Genomic DNA, 15,439 nt, shown 5'->3' with positions numbered 1-15,439 from the left:
AGGACCCGAATTGGCTCGGACACGCCGCGACATGGCGAAACTGGTGGACGCGGACGGTTTCCGCACGTACATCCGCGACGGCTGGGGTGAGTGGGACAGCTCCGTCGACCTGCCGGACGGCACTGCCGAGGCGGCCGCGGCCCATCGCGCCAGGCTCGCCGCGGCGCTGCCCGGCAAGCGGATCGCGCTGGCCGCCGGACGTGCGCACGTCCGGTCCAACGACACCTTCCACGAGTTCCGCGCCGACAGCGACTTCGTGTGGCTGACCGGTTGCCAGGTCGAGGGCGCCGTGCTGGTGCTGGCCGACGACGACGCCACGCTGTTCGTGCCGGTGCCGTCGGAGAGCCACAGCGTCGACTTCTTCGGTGACGCCGACCGCAGCCCGTTCTGGATCGGCGCCGCCGCCGGCCCGAAGGAGTGGGGCGCCGCGCTCGGCATTACGGCCCGCCCGATCGAGGACCTCGCGAACGCCCTGCGCGGCCGTCACCCCGAGACGCTCGTCGCCAAGGGCGTCGACCCGTTGCTCGACGCGCTGACCGGCTCGCACAGCGACGAGCTGCGGACCGTGGTCTCCGAACTGCGCCGGATCAAGGACGACTGGGAGATCGACCAGCTCCGCCAGGCCGTCGACGCCAGCGTCAAGGGCTTCGCCGACGTCGCCATGGAGCTCGGCCAGGCCGTGCGCGGCGGGGGAGAGCGCTGGCTGCAGGGCACGTTCGACCGTCGTGCGCGCACCGAGGGCAAGGGCCCCGGCTACACCTCGATCGTCGCCGCCGGCCCGCACGCCCCGGTGCTGCACTGGACGCGCTGCGACGGCCGCGTGAACGACTCCGACCTGCTGCTGCTCGACGCCGGTGTCGAGATGAACTCCCTCTACACCGCCGACGTCACCCGCACGTTCCCGGTGAGCGGCGAGTTCAGCGAGCCGCAGCGCCAGGTGTACGACCTCGTGCTGAAGTCGCACGTGGCGGCGCTCGCGGAAGTGCGGCCGGGCAACGACTACAGCGCCTTCCACCACACCGCCATGCGAGTGCTCGCCGAGGGTCTGCACGACTGGGGCCTGCTGCCGGTCAGCGTCGACAAGGCCCTGGACCCGAGCGGCCAGCACCACCGCCGCTACATCGTCTGCGGCACCGGGCACTTCCTCGGCCTCGACGTGCACGACTGCGCCGACGCCCGCCAGGAGACCTACCAGCAGGGCATCCTGGAACGCGGCATGGCGCTGACGGTCGAGCCCGGCCTGTACTTCCACCCCAACGACGAGACGTTGCCGCCGGAGCTGCGCGGCATCGGCGTGCGCATCGAGGACGACCTGGTCGTCACGTCGACCGGCGCCGACATCCTCTCGGACTCGCTGCCGATCGAGGCGGACGACGTCGCCGCGTGGGTGCGCAAGCAGCGTTCCTAAGTGGACGGAGTGGAGCGGGCCCAGGCGAACGTGAGTTCCACGGCCCGCTTCCAGTTCGCGTACTCGTTCTCGCGGTGCCGGGCGTCCATCGCCGGGTTCCACCGCGCGGCCAGGTGCCAGTTGCGCCGCAACCCCTCCAGGTCCGGCCAGTACCCGGCGGCCAGCCCGGCCGCGTAGGCCGCGCCCAGTGACACCGTCTCCGCGACCAGCGGCCGTTGCACCGGGATGTCCAGCACGTCCGAGATGAACTGCATCAGCAGGTGGTCGGCGGTCATCCCGCCGTCCACCTTCAGCACCGGCGTCGGCACCCCGAGGTCGGCGTTCATCGCGTCGACGACCTCCCGCGTCTGCCAGCCCGTCGCCTCCAGCACGGCTCGCGCCAGGTGCCCCTTGTTGATGTACGAGGTCAGCCCGACGACCAGTCCGCGTGCCTGCGAGAGCCAGTGCGGCGCGAACAGCCCGGAGAACGCGGGCACGATGTAGCAGCCGCCGTTGTCCTTCACCGTGCGTGCCAAAGTCTCGATCTCCGGCGCGGAGTGGATGAGCCCGAGGTTGTCGCGGAACCACTGCACCAGCGACCCGGCGACGGCGATCGAGCCCTCCAGCGCGTACGCCGGCTCGCCGCCGATCTGGTAGCCGATCGTCGTCAGCAGCCCGTGCTTCGAGCGCACCAACTCGTTTCCCGTGTTCATCAACAGGAATCCGCCGGTGCCGTACGTGCCCTTGATCGACCCCTTCTCGAAACAGGTCTGCCCGAACAGCGCCGCGTGCTGGTCGCCCAGGGCAGCCGTGATCTTGATGCCGGGCACCACGCGCGTCGTGACACCGCTGATCTCCGTCGACGGCCGGATCTCCGGCAGGATCTTCGACGGCACGCCGAAGAACTCCAGCAGCATCGGATCCCATTGCCGCGTCGAGAGGTTCATCAGCATCGTCCGCGACGCGTTGGTCACGTCCGTGACGTGCAGGCCGCCGTTGACGCCGCCGGTGAGGTTCCAGATCAGCCAGGTGTCCATGGTGCCGAACAGGACGTCGCCGCGTTCGGCCTTCGCGCGCAGCCCGGCCACGTTGTCGAGCATCCACCGCAGCGACGGCGCCGAGAAGTAGGTCGCCAGCGGCAAGCCGCAGCGGTCGCGGACCTCCTCGAGGCCTGGCTTCTTCCCGAGTTCGGTGACGAGTTCCTCGGTCCGGATGTCCTCCCAGACGATCGCGCGTCCGATCGGGACACCGGTGTGCCGGTCCCACAGCACGAACGTCTCGCGCTGGTTCGTGATGCCCATCGCGACGACCTGGTCGGCGGTGATCCCCGCCTGCCGCAACGCCTGCGGCACGATCCGGTCGACGTTGCGCCAGATCTCCACGGCGTCCTGCTCGACCCAGCCGGGCCTCGGGTGGTACTGGCGGTGCTCGCGCTGGGCGACCGCGACGAGGCGGGCGTTCTGGTCGAACACGATGCAGCGCGTCGACGTCGTGCCCTGGTCGATCGCCATTACGAACCGTTGCACGGCGAGCCCCTCAGTTCTCGTCGACAAGCGAAGTGGTGACGGATTCCGCGGCTTGCACGACCTGGTGCACCAGCGTCGCACGCGGACGGCCGGCGGAGTCGCACAGCCGGTCCGCGGCACCTGAGATGCCGATCGCGCCGATCACCAGGCCGCCGGGGATGCGGATGGGCGCGGCGATGCTCGCCTCGCCCGGCATGTACTCCTCGGCCTCGCCGGCCCAGCCCTGCCCGCGCACCTCGGTCAGCACGCGCTCCAGCATCTGCGTGCGCGTGATCGTCCTGCGCGTCAACGACGTCAGCTCCCGTCGGCGTGCGGCCGCCGACAGGTCCGGGTCGTAGGCCAGCAGGACCTTGCCGAGCGCGGTGGCGTGCAACGGCAGCATGGCGCCGATGCCGAGTGTTTGCACAGAGTCATCGGGCCTGAACACGTGGTGCACGACGAGCACGGCGCCGTCGTGGTGCATGCCGATGCGCACCTCCTGACTCGACCGCGCGGCGAGCGTGTCCGCCCAGTTGATCGATCGAGAACGCAGTTCGTTCGCGTCGAGGTAGGACGTTCCCAGGTGCAGGAGTGCGGCGCCGAGGCGGTAGCGGCCCGTCGCTTGATCTTGTTCGACGAACTCGACCCGTTGCAGCGTACGGAGAATCCCGTGCGCGGTGCCTCGCGCGAGACCGAGCGAGTCGGCTATCTCCGTGAGACCGTGATGGCCGGAGCCACGCGCGAGCAGCCGCAGCACGGCTGCGGCGCGTTCGATCGACTGGATGGGTCCGGGCACGCGAGAAACGTAATTGAGACGACCCGTGTCGGCAATGTCGAACAGCCAGGGCGGGCATCACCCCTGGACACAGGCCTGAAACGCCTTGTCTGCGCGCAGCGTGACCGGTCGGTCACACCTTCGGTGGTCACAGGTGTCGACATTGTCGAACCGCACCTGTTGAACAGGCGTTCAGGCAGTCATACGTTCCGCCTCAATCACCACGTGGTGATCAGCCGTTCAAAGACGAATGGGAGGCCAGCGTGGGTCTCGGGTCAGTGTTCCTCAGCGAGGTGCTCGGTACGGGCGTCCTGCTGTTGCTGGGTGCGGGCGTGGTGGCCAACGTGCTGCTCGCCAAGTCGAAGGGTTTCGACGGCGGTTGGCTGTTGATCAACTTCGGCTGGGGCCTCGGTGTCTTCGCCGGTGTGTACGTCGCCTACAAGTCGGGCGCGCACCTCAACCCGGCGGTGACGGTGGGCATTCTCACCAGTGGTGCGGCCGAGTACGCCCCTGGTGTTCCGGTCAGCTTCGGCTCGACGATCATCTACTTCGCCGGTGAGTTCCTCGGCGCGTTCCTCGGCGCCGTGCTCGCGTGGCTCGCCTACAAGCCGCACTTCGAGGAGACGCCCGACCACGGCCTCAAGCTCGCCGTCTTCTCCACCGGCCCGGCGATCCGCAGCTACACCTGGAACCTGGTGTGCGAGATCATCGGCACGTTCGTCCTGGTCTTCGTGATCCTCGCGTTCGGCAAGACGCCGACCCAGATCGGCCCGCTGGCCGCCGCACTGCTGGTCGTCGGTATCGGTGCCTCCCTCGGTGGCCCCACCGGCTACGCGATCAACCCGGCCCGTGACCTCGGCCCGCGCATCGCGCACGCCCTGCTTCCCATGGGCTACAAGGGCGCCGAGGGCGAGGCGATCGGCAAGAAGGACTCCGACTGGGGTTACTCCTGGGTGCCGGTCGTCGGCCCGCTCATCGGTGGCGCGCTCGCCGGCGTCATCGCCTCACTCGCGTTCTGACGTGTTCTGACTCTCCGGAAAGGACTTTCGATGTCGCAGTACGTTCTCGCCGTCGACCAGGGCACGACCAGCACGCGGGCGATCATCTTCGACCACAGCGGCTCCATCGTCGCCGTGGGCCAGAAGGAGCACGAGCAGATCTTCCCGCGCGCCGGCTGGGTCGAGCACAACCCGGTGGAGATCTCCGAGAACACCCGGTTCGTGATCGGCCAGGCGCTCTCGACCGCCGACCTCAACACCGGTGACCTCGCCGCCGTGGGCATCACCAACCAGCGCGAGACCGCGGTGGTGTGGGACAAGAACACCGGCGAGCCGGTCTACAACGCGATCGTCTGGCAGGACACCCGCACCCAGGCGATCGTCGAGGAGCTCGGCGCTCTCGGCGGCGGTGCCGACCGCTACAAGGCGAAGGTCGGCCTGCCGCTGGCGACCTACTTCTCCGGCCCCAAGATCCGCTGGATCCTCGACAACGTCGAGGGCGCCCGTGAGCGTGCCGAAGCCGGCGACCTGCTGTTCGGCAACACCGACACGTGGACGCTGTGGAACCTCACCGGCGGCCCCAACGGCGGCGTGCACGCCACGGACGTCACCAACGCGTCGCGGACCATGCTGATGGACCTCGACACGCTGCAGTGGGACGCCGAGATCGCCGGCGAGATGGGCATTCCGGTGTCCATGCTGCCGGAGATCCGTTCCTCCTCCGAGGTGTACGGCAACGGTGGTCCGGGCGGTGTGCTCAAGGGCGTGCCGATCGCGGGCATCCTCGGCGACCAGCAGGCGGCGACGTTCGGCCAGGCCTGCTACGAGCCGGGTACCGCGAAGAACACCTACGGCACCGGCAACTTCATGTTGCTCAACACCGGTACCGAGAAGGTCGCCTCGAAGAACGGTCTGCTCACGACCGTCTGCTACAAGATCGGCGACGAGGCTCCCGTCTACGCGTTGGAAGGCTCCATCGCCGTCACCGGCTCGCTGGTGCAGTGGCTGCGCGACAACCTCGGCATCATCGGCTCCGCCGCGGAGATCGAGACGCTCGCGAAGACGGTGGAGGACAACGGTGGCGCGTACTTCGTGCCGGCGTTCTCCGGTCTGTTCGCGCCGTACTGGCGAGCGGACGCGCGTGGCGCCGTCGTCGGCCTGACCCGGTTCGTCAACAAGGGTCACCTGGCGCGGGCCGTGCTGGAGGCGACGGCGTTCCAGACCCGCGAGGTGCTGGACGCGATGAACGCCGACTCCGGTGTGCCGCTGACCGAGCTGAAGGTCGACGGCGGCATGGTCGCCAACGAGCTGCTGATGCAGTTCCAGGCGGACGTGCTGGACGTGCCGGTGGTGCGTCCGGTCGTCGCCGAGACGACCGCTCTCGGTGCCGCGTACGCCGCCGGTCTGGCCGTCGGCTACTGGTCCGGGCTGGACGAGCTGCGCGCCAACTGGGCCGAGGACAAGCGCTGGACGCCGGCGCTCGACTCCGACGAGCGCGAGCGCGAATACCGCAACTGGAAGAAGGCCGTCACCAAGTCGTTCGACTGGGTCGACGCCGACGTTCGCTGACATCTTTCTTTAGGAGCTGAAGAAGTTGTTCGCAAGGCTGGATCCGGCTCGGCGTGCTCAGTCCCTGGAGACGTTGGGCAGCACGGAGTTCGACGTCCTCGTCGTCGGAGGTGGTGTGGTCGGCGCGGGCGCTGCTCTCGACGCGGCGTCGCGCGGCCTCTCCGTCGCGCTGGTCGAGGCCGACGACTGGGCGGCGGGCACGTCGAGCCGGTCCAGCAAGCTCGTCCACGGCGGGCTGCGGTACCTGGAACAGCTGGAGTTCAAGCTGGTCCGGGAAGCTCTGAAGGAACGCGGCCTGTTGCTGCGCCGGCTCGCACCGCACCTGGTGCGGCCGGTGCCGTTCCTCTTCCCGCTGAAGAAGCAGTGGGAACGCGCCTACGTCGGCGCGGGCGTGATGCTGTACGACTCGATCGGCGGCGCCGGAGCCGTGCCGATGCACCGGCACCTCTCCCGGCGCAAGATGGCCGCTGTGGGTCCGTCGATCGACTCTTCGGCCTTCGCCGGCGCCATTCGGTACTACGACGCGCAGATGGACGACGCCCGGCTGGTGTCGACGCTGGTCCGCACGGCCGCCCAGCACGGTGCGACGGTGGTGTCGCGGGCCCGGGTCACGTCCCTGCTGCGCGTGGACGGCCGGGTCTCCGGTGCTTCGGTGCGGGATGAGTTGTCCGGGGTGACGCACGTGGTGCGCGCTCGGCGGGTCATCAGCGCCACCGGGGTGTGGACCGACTCGCTCAACTCGATGTCGCCCGGCACGCCGCCGTTCCACGTGCGGATGTCCAAGGGCGTGCACGTGCTGGTGGAGCGTTCGAAGATCCAGCTGGACGGCGGGCTGATCACGCAGACCGAGAAGTCGGTGCTGTTCGTGATCCCGTGGGGTGCCTACTGGATCATCGGCACCACCGACACGCCTTACTCAGGCTCACCGGAAGACGTTGTCGCTACTTCTGAGGACGTCTCCTACATCCTCGACCACGTCAACGCTGTGCTGCGATCTCCGCTGACCGTGGACGATGTCGTTGGCACGTATGCGGGTCTGCGGCCGTTGCTCGCCGGGGCTTCCAGCGACACCTCGAAGCTGTCCCGCGAGCACGCCGTCGCCGAACCCGAGCCGGGGTTCTTCGTGATCGCCGGTGGCAAGTACACGACGTATCGCGTGATGGCCGCCGATGTCGTGAACGCCGCGGTTTCTGGTTTGGGGCGTGCGGTGGCGCCGTCGTTGACCGCCCGGCTGCCGTTGTGCGGCGCCGTCGGTTACCAAGAGCTGTGGGCGGACCGGGCTCGAGTCGCTGCGGAGTCCGGCCTGCCCACGTCCACTGTGGAGCGTCTGCTGCGCCGCTACGGCTCGGCCGTGTCCGACGTGCTGGCGTTGATCGCCCAGGATCCTTCACTGGCGGCGCCGGTGGCGGGGTACCTGGCGGCGGAGATCGTGTACGCCGTCACGCACGAGGGCGCGTTGGGGCTGGAGGACGTTCTCGCTCGGAGGACGCGGATCGCCATGGAGCACCTGGACTTCGGTGCCTCGGTCGCCGGTGAGGTGGCGGATCTGATCGCGGGTCCGCTGGGCTGGTCCGCTGAGGAACGTGTTGCTGCTGTTGAGTCCTATCGGACTAGCACGGAGTTGGCGGCGAGATGAGATGGACAGCGCGGAGCTGATCGAGAGGTTGCGGCGGGAAGGCGGCTTCCGGCTGCTCCCGCTGCTCGGGAACACCGGGCAGGTCGCAGGGGTGCACCTGGCCCGGTTCCTTCCCGGCGGGCAACTCGACGTGATCCAGGCCTGGGACGAGCGGTGGGCCGTGTGGGCCCGGATGCCGGACGCCGTCGATCCCGGCTCGCCGTTCGCCGGGCCGGTCGGCGGGGTGGTCCAGGCCGGGCCGCTCGCTCGTGTCGTCGCTCCGCTGCTGCCGATCCAGTCCGGCCTCAGCCGCTGAACACGTCCCACTTGTCCCACCAGCGCACGACGTGGGACGGCGGCACCGCGTAGTGGCGGCTGTCGGGGTTCTTGGGACGCGTGCCGACGCGTGCCAGGTACTCGGTGTACCGCCTCTCGACGTCGTGGCGGAACCAGTCGGCGGGCACCGGGTAGAACTCGGGGTGCTCACCTTCCAGGTCGACGAACACCACGGCATCGGTGTCCGGTGCCAACGGTTTCAACGCGTCGGACAGCTGCCACTCGTCCGAGCGCTTGCCGAACACCTGCACCAGCCGTCCGCCGACCTTCAGGCGGTAGCGGCGTGGTTCGGACCGCACCTCCACCGGCAGCATGGTCTTGCGGATGGCTTCCGCCGCCGCGCAGTACACCGCGTAGGCGTGCACCTGATCGTTGCTCAGCTTGGTGAGGCTCGACGTCACTTCCGCATGGTTCACCGGGGTGGTTTTGCACGTCAACGAACTGTCCACTCCTGACTGGGAAGTGGACGTTCACCACCGAATTACCGCGCCTTAAGCGGACCGCGCGAGGGTGCTGGACATGATCAGAACACTCGCGCTGGCCCTGCTGGCCGTCGTGGCGACCGCCCCGGCCGCGCACGCCGCCAGCCCCGTCGGCATGACTGACGGCTTCTACGTCGACCCGGACTCCAACCCCGCCGTGTGGGTGCGCGACCACGCGGGCGACGGCCGCCAGGCCGCGATCAAGGCGAACATCTCCTCGAAGCCGATCGCCCGCTGGTTCGGCGCCTGGAGCGGCGACATCAAGACCTCGGTGTCGGCCTACGTCAACAAGACCGGCACCAAGCTGCCCGTCCTGGTCGCCTACAACATCCCCGGCCGCGACGCGTGCGGCGGCCACTCCGGAGGCGGTGCCGGCACGCCAGAGGCCTACCGGACCTGGATCTCCTCCTTCGCCGCGGCCATCGGCACGCGCCCGGCCGTCGTGGTGATCGAGCCGGACTCGCTGGCGGACTTCAACTGCATGGACAGCGCCAAGATCGCCGAGCGCACCGCGATGATCAAGTACGCCACCGAGCAGTTCAAGGCCAAGGCGCCCAACACGTGGGCCTACCTCGACGCCGGCAACGCGCAGTGGGTACCGGCCGCGACGATGGCCGCCCGCCTCGATTCAGCGGGCGTGCGCAACGTGCGTGGCTTCTCGATCAACGTGTCCAACTACCACACCACCGCGGCCTCGACGACGTACGGCAACTCGGTCAGCGGCGCGCTTCCCGGCTACACCAAGCCGTACGTGATCGACACCAGCCGCAACGGCAACGGCCACAACGGCGAGTGGTGCAACCCCGGCGGACGCAAGCTCGGCACGCCCGCCCGCACCGGTGGCGGCGCGGAGATGTTGTTGTGGGTCAAGGTTCCCGGCGACTCCGACGGGCGCTGCGGCAAGGCGCCGGGCGTCGACGCGGGCACGTTCGACCCGCAACTCGCGTTCGACCTGGTGTACGGCTACTGAGTCTTGACCAGGGCGCGCAGCGGTGTGGGCCCGCGGTACTCCGCGAGCTTGCGCCGCGACTGGTTCTCGTCCAGGGCGACCTCGCCGAGCAGGTCGAAGAGCTTCCTGCTCCGCTCGACGGCCGCCTCGCCCTGGGCGAAGACCCTGGTGTAGCCAGACTCCGCGTACACCAGCGGCGACGCCTTCTCGAACTCGAACAACGTGCACGCCGACTGGAACGCCGCCGACGCCGCCTCCTCGGGCACGATGCGCACGAGGGAGGAGTTCGCCAGCAGCCACACGAGCTGCTCCTCCATCACCTGGTCGTCGCCGAGCCGCATCCGCAACGCCAGCTCGTGCAGGTAGAAGACGCACTTGGGGCCGTTGGGGCGGCGCATCACCGCCTGCCGGTCGAGGTCTTCGATCGGCTGCCCGGTCGCGGCCTGCACGGCACGCGCGTACCTCGGCGTCCGCAGCAGGCTGTTGACGGTCAGGACGTCGTAGGCGGTGATGCCGGTGGCCATCGCCTCCGTCATCTCGAGGGTGCGCAGGCTGTCCGGCGCCTGCGCGAGGTACGGGTCGAAAGCGTTGTGGTAGCGGCGAAGGAAGTCGTCGAAGAAGTCGATGTCCTTGCCGCACACGGTCAGGTACTGCGCGAGATCGACGTCGCTGCCCCTGATCTTGCCGTGCTCGAGGTTGGAGACCTTGCTCGGATCCCAGCCGAGTTGCAGCGCCATCGCGCGGCCCCTCAAGCCGGTGAACCTCTGCCGGAGCCGGCGCAGTTCGTCGCCCAGATCCCTGCTGTACGCGGTGGAAGTCGTCACGGTCACGACCTCGAACGTATGGGTTGGAACAACTCCATGCCACGGGCTCGTTCGGGTGAAAACGCGCTCTTGATCGCGCCGCTATGGTGAGGGAGAGCCGCCGCTCGACGCTGTTGACACGCGAGCGCTTTCTCGCGGGTCAACAACGTCACTCAGCTTCTGGAAGTGTCACAGAAGGGAGTTGCGTTGATGAGGCGGCCCTGGATCCCCGCTCTTCTCGCCGCACTACTGGCTCTGGCCTTCGCCGCACCGGCCTCCGCGCAGGCGACACCGCGTTCGGCGGTCTTCGGCGGCGGCCCGTTCTACGCGGACGGCCAAGCCGTGATGAACACCCTGCGCTCCTCCGGGTTCACGACGGTGATCCTCTGGAGCATCCACGTGCACCCCAACGGCGATCTCTACTACAACGACGTCCTGCTCGTGCGGAACGGCCGCTACGTGGGCGACGCGGGCTGGCCCGCACGCCTGCGGACGTTGAAGCAGGCCCCGACCTCCGTCAACCGCATCGAGGTGTCGGTCGGCTCGTGGGGCGTGCGGGACTGGGAGAACATCGCCGCGCTGATCAGCTCGGGCGGCACCGGTTCGTCCTCGATCCTCTACCGCAACTTCCAGGCTCTGAAGACCGCCACCGGCGCCGACGCGATCAACAACGACGACGAGTCGTTCTACCAGGTGGCCCCGACCGCGGCCTTCGCACGGATGGCGGCGGGCCTCGGGTACTCGAAGTTCACCTTCGCGCCGTACACGAACCAGTCGTTCTGGGCGAGCCTCAAGTCGAACCTCGGCTCGCTGGTCGACCGCGTGTACCTCCAGGGCTACGCGGGCGGCGCCGGCAACAACCCGGCCACCTGGAACCGCGCCCTGGGCATGACGGTCGACCCCGGCCTGTGGAGCAAACACGGCTCCGGCTGCTCGGCCGGCGACTCACCGGCGACCGTGCAGAGCAAGATGCGGTCGTGGAAGACCTCGGCAGGCATCACCGGCGGCTTCATGTGGCTCTACGACGACATGAAGGCGTGCGCGGCCCAAGGCACCGCCGCGGCCTACGCGACCGCGATCCGCAACGGCGTCAGCTAGTCGGGTCGAGCAGCTTGCGGAGCTCGGCCTCGAAGTCGACGTAGTCGTTCTCGCGACCGGGGGCGACTACGTCGTAGGTGGAGTTCAGGAACTCCTGCATCTCGGACGACTGCACGTGGAACACGGCGTGCGACACGTCAGAGCGCAGCTCGAGCACGGCAGTGGTGGAGTTGTGGGGCCGCAGCGTCACGTCGCCGGCGCCGCTGGTGGTGATCAACCCGTCGGCGAGCAGGTCGCGGCTCACGAGCCACACGGTCTCCTGGCGTCCCATGCGGAACGTCATGGTCACGGCGTGCGGGTCGTCGGCGCGGTAGCCCAGCTCGACCTCGACGGGCAAGGGGCGCCCGGAGGGGGCGATGAAGGCGAAGACGGACTCGGCGCCCACTCGTGTCACGTTCGTCATGCCCCCTAAGACGTACAGCAGCCTCCGTGGATGCCTCGATCAGGAAAAGCGATCAGAACGTGATTTTCAATGGTCCCGAAGTATGACTTTTGACAACCGGCCTCGTTCACCTGGTGAGACGAGGTTGCTCGCCTGTTCTGACCTGGGGTTTTGTGTTCTTTGCGCTGGTGGGCTCGGTCATCTGTGGAAGAAGTCACCAGCTGAGACGGGCTGGATGCGGTATGGGGAAGGCCCGGATGCTGAGACGGTGCGGCTCGTTACCTTAATTCGACTTAAATGTGGAAGTGCTTTCTGTAGCTAATTCGGCACGGAAAGTGATGGCCTCCAGGTCGGCGACGAGTGATGCCGCCCCGTCCCGCACCTCGACGGGCTGGGCGGGGTCCTGCGCCAGCTCGCGACAGATCTTCACCGCCGCGTTCCGTTCGCGTTCGAACACGACGAGCGCGGTGCCGAGCGCGGCGTAGACGTGGTCGGCCTGTTCGTCGTCGGCGGCCGTCACCGCGGCGCTCATGATGGCGAATGCCACCGCGTCGCCACGGCGGAACAGCGCCTCGGCCGTCTCCTGGGTGACGAACGTGTCCGCGGGGTCGAGCACCAGTTCCAGCAGCACGGGGCGGGCCGCCGGTACGTCGGCGAAGCTCGCGAGACCGCGGCCGCGTCGGCCCTGTCCTGATGGTGCGGACTGGCTGCCAGCCGGATCAGCGCGGTCACGACGGCCTGCCGTGCGTCATCGTCCATGCCGGTCAGGCCGGGTTACCTCGCGGCCGCAACCGTCCACCCGGCAGCGGCGGCGCCGGCAGGCGATCACCGGGATAGCCCTCGACCCGCCCGAACCGGTCCGTCTCCGCCTGCCACTCCTCCCGGAACGCGGCGATCTCGTCGTGCGTGCGCCCGACGAAGTTCCACCACATGACGATCTCCTCGCCGAACGGCTCCCCGCCCAGCAGCACGACCCGCGCACCCTCGTCCGAGGACAGGGTCAGCGTCGAACGCCCGGTGCCGACGTACCCGAGCGAGCCAGGAGACAGCGCGGTCGCACCCAGCGTCACGTCCCCGGTGTCGAGCAGGACGCCGTGCTCGAACGACTGCGCCACGTCCAAAGTCAGCGACGCACCCGCGGGCAGCACGATCTCGGCGCCGAGCAGCGGGGTGAAGGTGCGCACGGGCGACGTCGACCCGGCCAGCGAGCCGAGGAACACGCGCACAGCGGCACCGTCCACCACCACGGTCGGCGGGACGTAGTGCTGGAAGTCGCGCGGGGCATCGCGGTTCGAGTCGGGCAGGGCGAGCCAGAGCTGTACGCCGTGGAGCACGGAGGACGCGGCGGTGGACACCTCGGAGTGCGCGATGCCGCTGCCACCGGTCATCAGGTTGAGTTCGCCTGGGCGGACGAAGGCGTGGACGCCGTGGCTGTCGCGGTGCTCGATCTCGCCGGTGAACAGCCAGCTGACGGTTTGCAGGCCCGTGTGGGGGTGCGGGGCCACGTCCATGCTGACGTCGTCGGGGCCGTAGTGGTCGCAGAAGCACCACGCGCCGATCAGAGACCGTTGCTTCTGGGGGAGCGTCCGGCGCACCGACATCGCTCGCGGGCCGCCCAGGGGGACGTCGCGCGGGGTCAGGACCTCCACGTCGCCGGGGGAGGAGGTGCACGTGACTTCCGCGGGCTCGGCCTCGACATTGCTCACGCCGGTGATCGTAAGCGGTTCAGCTGACTCACAGCTTGTTCTTCCCCTGGCTTCAGAGTCGCGGCCGAGCATGGAGCGCGTTGAGAGCGAAGGAGCGTCGCATGGACGTCGACCCGAACACCTCCAGCGGATCCCGCTGGGAGCCTGGTGCCGCCACGGTGCCGCCACCGCCGCAGGCACCGGCTCAGCCTGTTCCTGCCGGGAGGGCGCCGCGCCGGCTCACCGGACCGGTGGTCGCGGGGGCGCTCGGCCTCGCGGTGCTCACCGGGGCCGGCGGGTTCGCGCTGGGCTACGCGGTGTCCGGAGACGGCGCGAGCGAGGTGCGGCAGGACTCGGGCCAGGTCCCCGGCGAGGGCCAGTTCCCCGGCGGTCGGCAGTTCCCCGGTGAGGGACGCGGCGACGGCAGGTTCGGCACGCCACCGGACGGCACGCAGGGCGAACTGCCAGGACAGGACGGGCAGGGGACGTGACGCCGGAAGCCGGGCGAAGACGTCCGCTCGACGCCGGTGTGCGGGGCGTCGCCATCGGGCTCCTGTGGGCCGGGTTGGCGCTCGTGACGTACTGGTGGGCGGCGGGCGGTGGGATCGGCGACCTCGGCGGCTGGGAGTCCGGGCTGAACTCGCTGGGCCGCCTCACCGGTCTGCTCGGGTCGGACCTGCTGCTCGTGCAGGTGCTGCTGATGGCCAGGTTGCCGGTGCTGGAACGGGCGTTCGGCCAGGACCGGCTGATCGCGGTGCACCGGCTCACCGGCTTCACCTCGTTCAACCTCGTGCTGGCGCATCTGGTGCTGATCACGTGGGGGTACGCCGCGGGAGACCTGACCCGGTTTCCCTCCCAGCTCTGGGAACTCGTCATCGACTACCCGGCGATGCTGCTCGCGCTCGCGGGCACCGCGTGTCTGGTGCTGACCGTCGTCACGAGCATTCGGGCGGCGCGCGCGAAACTGCGTTACGAGTCTTGGCACCTGCTGCACCTCTACGGCTACCTCGGAGTCGGGCTCGTGCTGCCGCACCAGTTGTGGACCGGTCAGGAGTTCCTCACCTCGACGGCGGCCACCGTCTACTGGTGGAGCCTGTGGGCGGTCGCGCTGGTCGCGGTGCTGGTGTGGCGGCTCGGACTGCCGTTGTGGCGCAACGCGCGGCATCGCCTGCGCGTGACGTCGGTCGTGCCGGAGGACGACGACGTCGTGTCGGTCTACCTGACCGGGCAGGACCTCGGCAGGATGCCGGCGCTGGCCGGGCAGTTCTTCGGCTGGCGGTTCCTGAACCGGGCGGGGTGGACGCGCGCCAACCCGTACTCGCTGTCGGCCGCGCCGGACGGTCGCAGTCTGCGCATCACCGTGCGGGGGCTCGGCGACGGCAGCACGGCGCTGCGCGAGATGCGTCCCGGCACGCCGGTGCTGTTCGAAGGTCCGTTCGGCAGGCTCACCGATCGCGCGCGAACCCGCCGCAAGGTCGCGTTGGTCGGAGCCGGTGTCGGCGTGGCGCCGCTGCGTGCGCTCGCGGAAGGACTCGGGTACGGACCGGGGGAGGCGGTTCTGCTGCACCGCTTCGCGCGTCGCCCGCTGTTCGCGGCCGAGTTCGGCGCGCTGGTGCGCGAGCGCGGCCTGCACGTCGTCGATCTCCCGGGGCACCGCAGGTCGGCCGGTTCGTGGCTGGGTGACGGCGTGCCGGTCGACGACCTGTCCGCGCTGCGGCACCTGGTCCCCGACATCGCCGAGCGCGACGTCTACGTGTGCGGGCCCGCGCCGTGGGCGGAGTCCGTGCGGCGCGCCGCGAGCGCCGCGGGCGTCCCCGCCGACCGCGTCCACGTCGAGGAGTTCAGGTGGTGACCG

General features: G+C 69.3%; 16 protein-coding genes. 9 read left to right on the top strand and 7 right to left on the bottom strand.

Annotated elements, in window-relative coordinates:
- Positions 1–31 precede the first annotated feature (31 nt).
- Positions 32–1,408, top strand: coding sequence for an aminopeptidase P family protein (locus tag BM417_RS08570; RefSeq protein ID WP_093589671.1), 1,377 nt, complete (start codon positions 32–34; stop codon positions 1,406–1,408).
- Here the strand turns inward: BM417_RS08570 and glpK (BM417_RS08565) are convergent.
- Positions 1,405–2,898, bottom strand: coding sequence for a glycerol kinase GlpK (glpK, locus tag BM417_RS08565; RefSeq protein ID WP_093589668.1), 1,494 nt, complete (start codon positions 2,896–2,898; stop codon positions 1,405–1,407). The two genes, BM417_RS08570 and glpK (BM417_RS08565), sit on opposite strands and share 4 nt — an antisense overlap.
- A 25-nt stretch (positions 2,899–2,923) precedes the next feature.
- Positions 2,924–3,688 (bottom strand): IclR family transcriptional regulator, encoded by a 765-nt coding sequence (locus BM417_RS08560; RefSeq protein WP_093589665.1) that lies wholly within the window; start codon positions 3,686–3,688, stop codon positions 2,924–2,926.
- A 242-nt stretch (positions 3,689–3,930) separates the two neighbouring features.
- On the opposite strand from BM417_RS08560, the gene BM417_RS08555 reads away from it, so the two are divergent.
- From BM417_RS08555 to BM417_RS08540, 4 genes are read left to right on the top strand one after another with little or no spacing between them, the layout of a single operon-like run.
- Positions 3,931–4,686 (top strand): MIP/aquaporin family protein, encoded by a 756-nt coding sequence (locus tag BM417_RS08555; protein WP_093589662.1) that lies wholly within the window; start codon positions 3,931–3,933, stop codon positions 4,684–4,686.
- A 30-nt stretch (positions 4,687–4,716) separates the two neighbouring features.
- A complete protein-coding gene (gene glpK / locus BM417_RS08550; protein ID WP_093589659.1) occupies positions 4,717–6,234 on the top strand; it encodes a glycerol kinase GlpK in 1,518 nt (505 codons plus the stop codon).
- Between the two features lie 25 nt (positions 6,235–6,259).
- A complete protein-coding gene (locus BM417_RS08545) occupies positions 6,260–7,870 on the top strand; it encodes a glycerol-3-phosphate dehydrogenase/oxidase (protein WP_093589656.1) in 1,611 nt (536 codons plus the stop codon).
- 1 nt (position 7,871) lies between these two features.
- A complete protein-coding gene (locus tag BM417_RS08540) occupies positions 7,872–8,165 on the top strand; it encodes a hypothetical protein (RefSeq protein ID WP_093589653.1) in 294 nt (97 codons plus the stop codon).
- Here the strand turns inward: BM417_RS08540 and BM417_RS08535 are convergent.
- On the bottom strand, positions 8,155–8,586 hold the full coding sequence (locus BM417_RS08535; RefSeq protein WP_143138561.1) for a hypothetical protein: 432 nt from the start codon (positions 8,584–8,586) through the stop codon (positions 8,155–8,157). The genes BM417_RS08540 and BM417_RS08535 overlap by 11 nt on opposite strands.
- A gap of 118 nt (positions 8,587–8,704) precedes the next feature.
- Here BM417_RS08535 and BM417_RS08530 point away from each other — a divergent pair, with 118 nt between their 5' ends.
- Positions 8,705–9,637 carry a glycoside hydrolase family 6 protein gene (locus tag BM417_RS08530; RefSeq protein ID WP_093590945.1) on the top strand — a complete coding sequence of 311 codons (933 nt, stop codon included), beginning with the start codon at positions 8,705–8,707 and terminating at the stop codon, positions 9,635–9,637.
- Here BM417_RS08530 and BM417_RS08525 read toward each other — a convergent pair.
- Complete coding sequence (locus tag BM417_RS08525; protein WP_093589647.1) at positions 9,631–10,446, bottom strand: helix-turn-helix domain-containing protein; 816 nt, start codon at positions 10,444–10,446, stop codon at positions 9,631–9,633. The genes BM417_RS08530 and BM417_RS08525 overlap by 7 nt on opposite strands.
- Positions 10,447–10,629: 183 nt before the next feature.
- On the opposite strand from BM417_RS08525, the gene BM417_RS08520 reads away from it, so the two are divergent.
- Positions 10,630–11,517 carry a lysyl endopeptidase gene (locus tag BM417_RS08520; RefSeq protein WP_093589644.1) on the top strand — a complete coding sequence of 296 codons (888 nt, stop codon included), beginning with the start codon at positions 10,630–10,632 and terminating at the stop codon, positions 11,515–11,517.
- Here BM417_RS08520 and BM417_RS08515 read toward each other — a convergent pair.
- From BM417_RS08515 to BM417_RS08505, 3 genes are all read right to left on the bottom strand, one after another.
- Positions 11,510–11,920, bottom strand: a complete 411-nt coding sequence (locus BM417_RS08515; RefSeq protein WP_093589641.1) for an SsgA family sporulation/cell division regulator — start codon at positions 11,918–11,920, stop codon at positions 11,510–11,512. The two genes, BM417_RS08520 and BM417_RS08515, sit on opposite strands and share 8 nt — an antisense overlap.
- A 262-nt stretch (positions 11,921–12,182) precedes the next feature.
- Positions 12,183–12,530 (bottom strand): hypothetical protein, encoded by a 348-nt coding sequence (locus BM417_RS08510; RefSeq protein ID WP_093589638.1) that lies wholly within the window; start codon positions 12,528–12,530, stop codon positions 12,183–12,185.
- Positions 12,531–12,663: 133 nt separating this feature from the next.
- Positions 12,664–13,605: a pirin family protein gene (locus BM417_RS08505; protein ID WP_093589635.1), complete on the bottom strand. Its 942-nt coding sequence runs from the start codon at positions 13,603–13,605 to the stop codon at positions 12,664–12,666.
- Positions 13,606–13,706: 101 nt separating this feature from the next.
- Here BM417_RS08505 and BM417_RS08500 point away from each other — a divergent pair, with 101 nt between their 5' ends.
- Together BM417_RS08500 and BM417_RS08495 are read left to right on the top strand one after the other, a co-directional pair.
- On the top strand, positions 13,707–14,075 hold the full coding sequence (locus tag BM417_RS08500; RefSeq protein WP_143138560.1) for a hypothetical protein: 369 nt from the start codon (positions 13,707–13,709) through the stop codon (positions 14,073–14,075).
- The gene (locus BM417_RS08495; RefSeq protein WP_093589629.1) at positions 14,072–15,436 is read left to right on the top strand and encodes a ferredoxin reductase family protein; all 1,365 of its coding nucleotides are present in this window, start codon (positions 14,072–14,074) and stop codon (positions 15,434–15,436) included. Before BM417_RS08500 ends, BM417_RS08495 begins: the two co-directional genes overlap by 4 nt.
- Positions 15,437–15,439 lie beyond the last annotated feature (3 nt).

Source organism: Lentzea waywayandensis, assembly GCF_900115955.1.
GTDB lineage: Bacteria > Actinomycetota > Actinomycetes > Mycobacteriales > Pseudonocardiaceae > Lentzea > Lentzea waywayandensis.
This window is presented reverse-complemented; position numbering and strand designations above follow the sequence as displayed.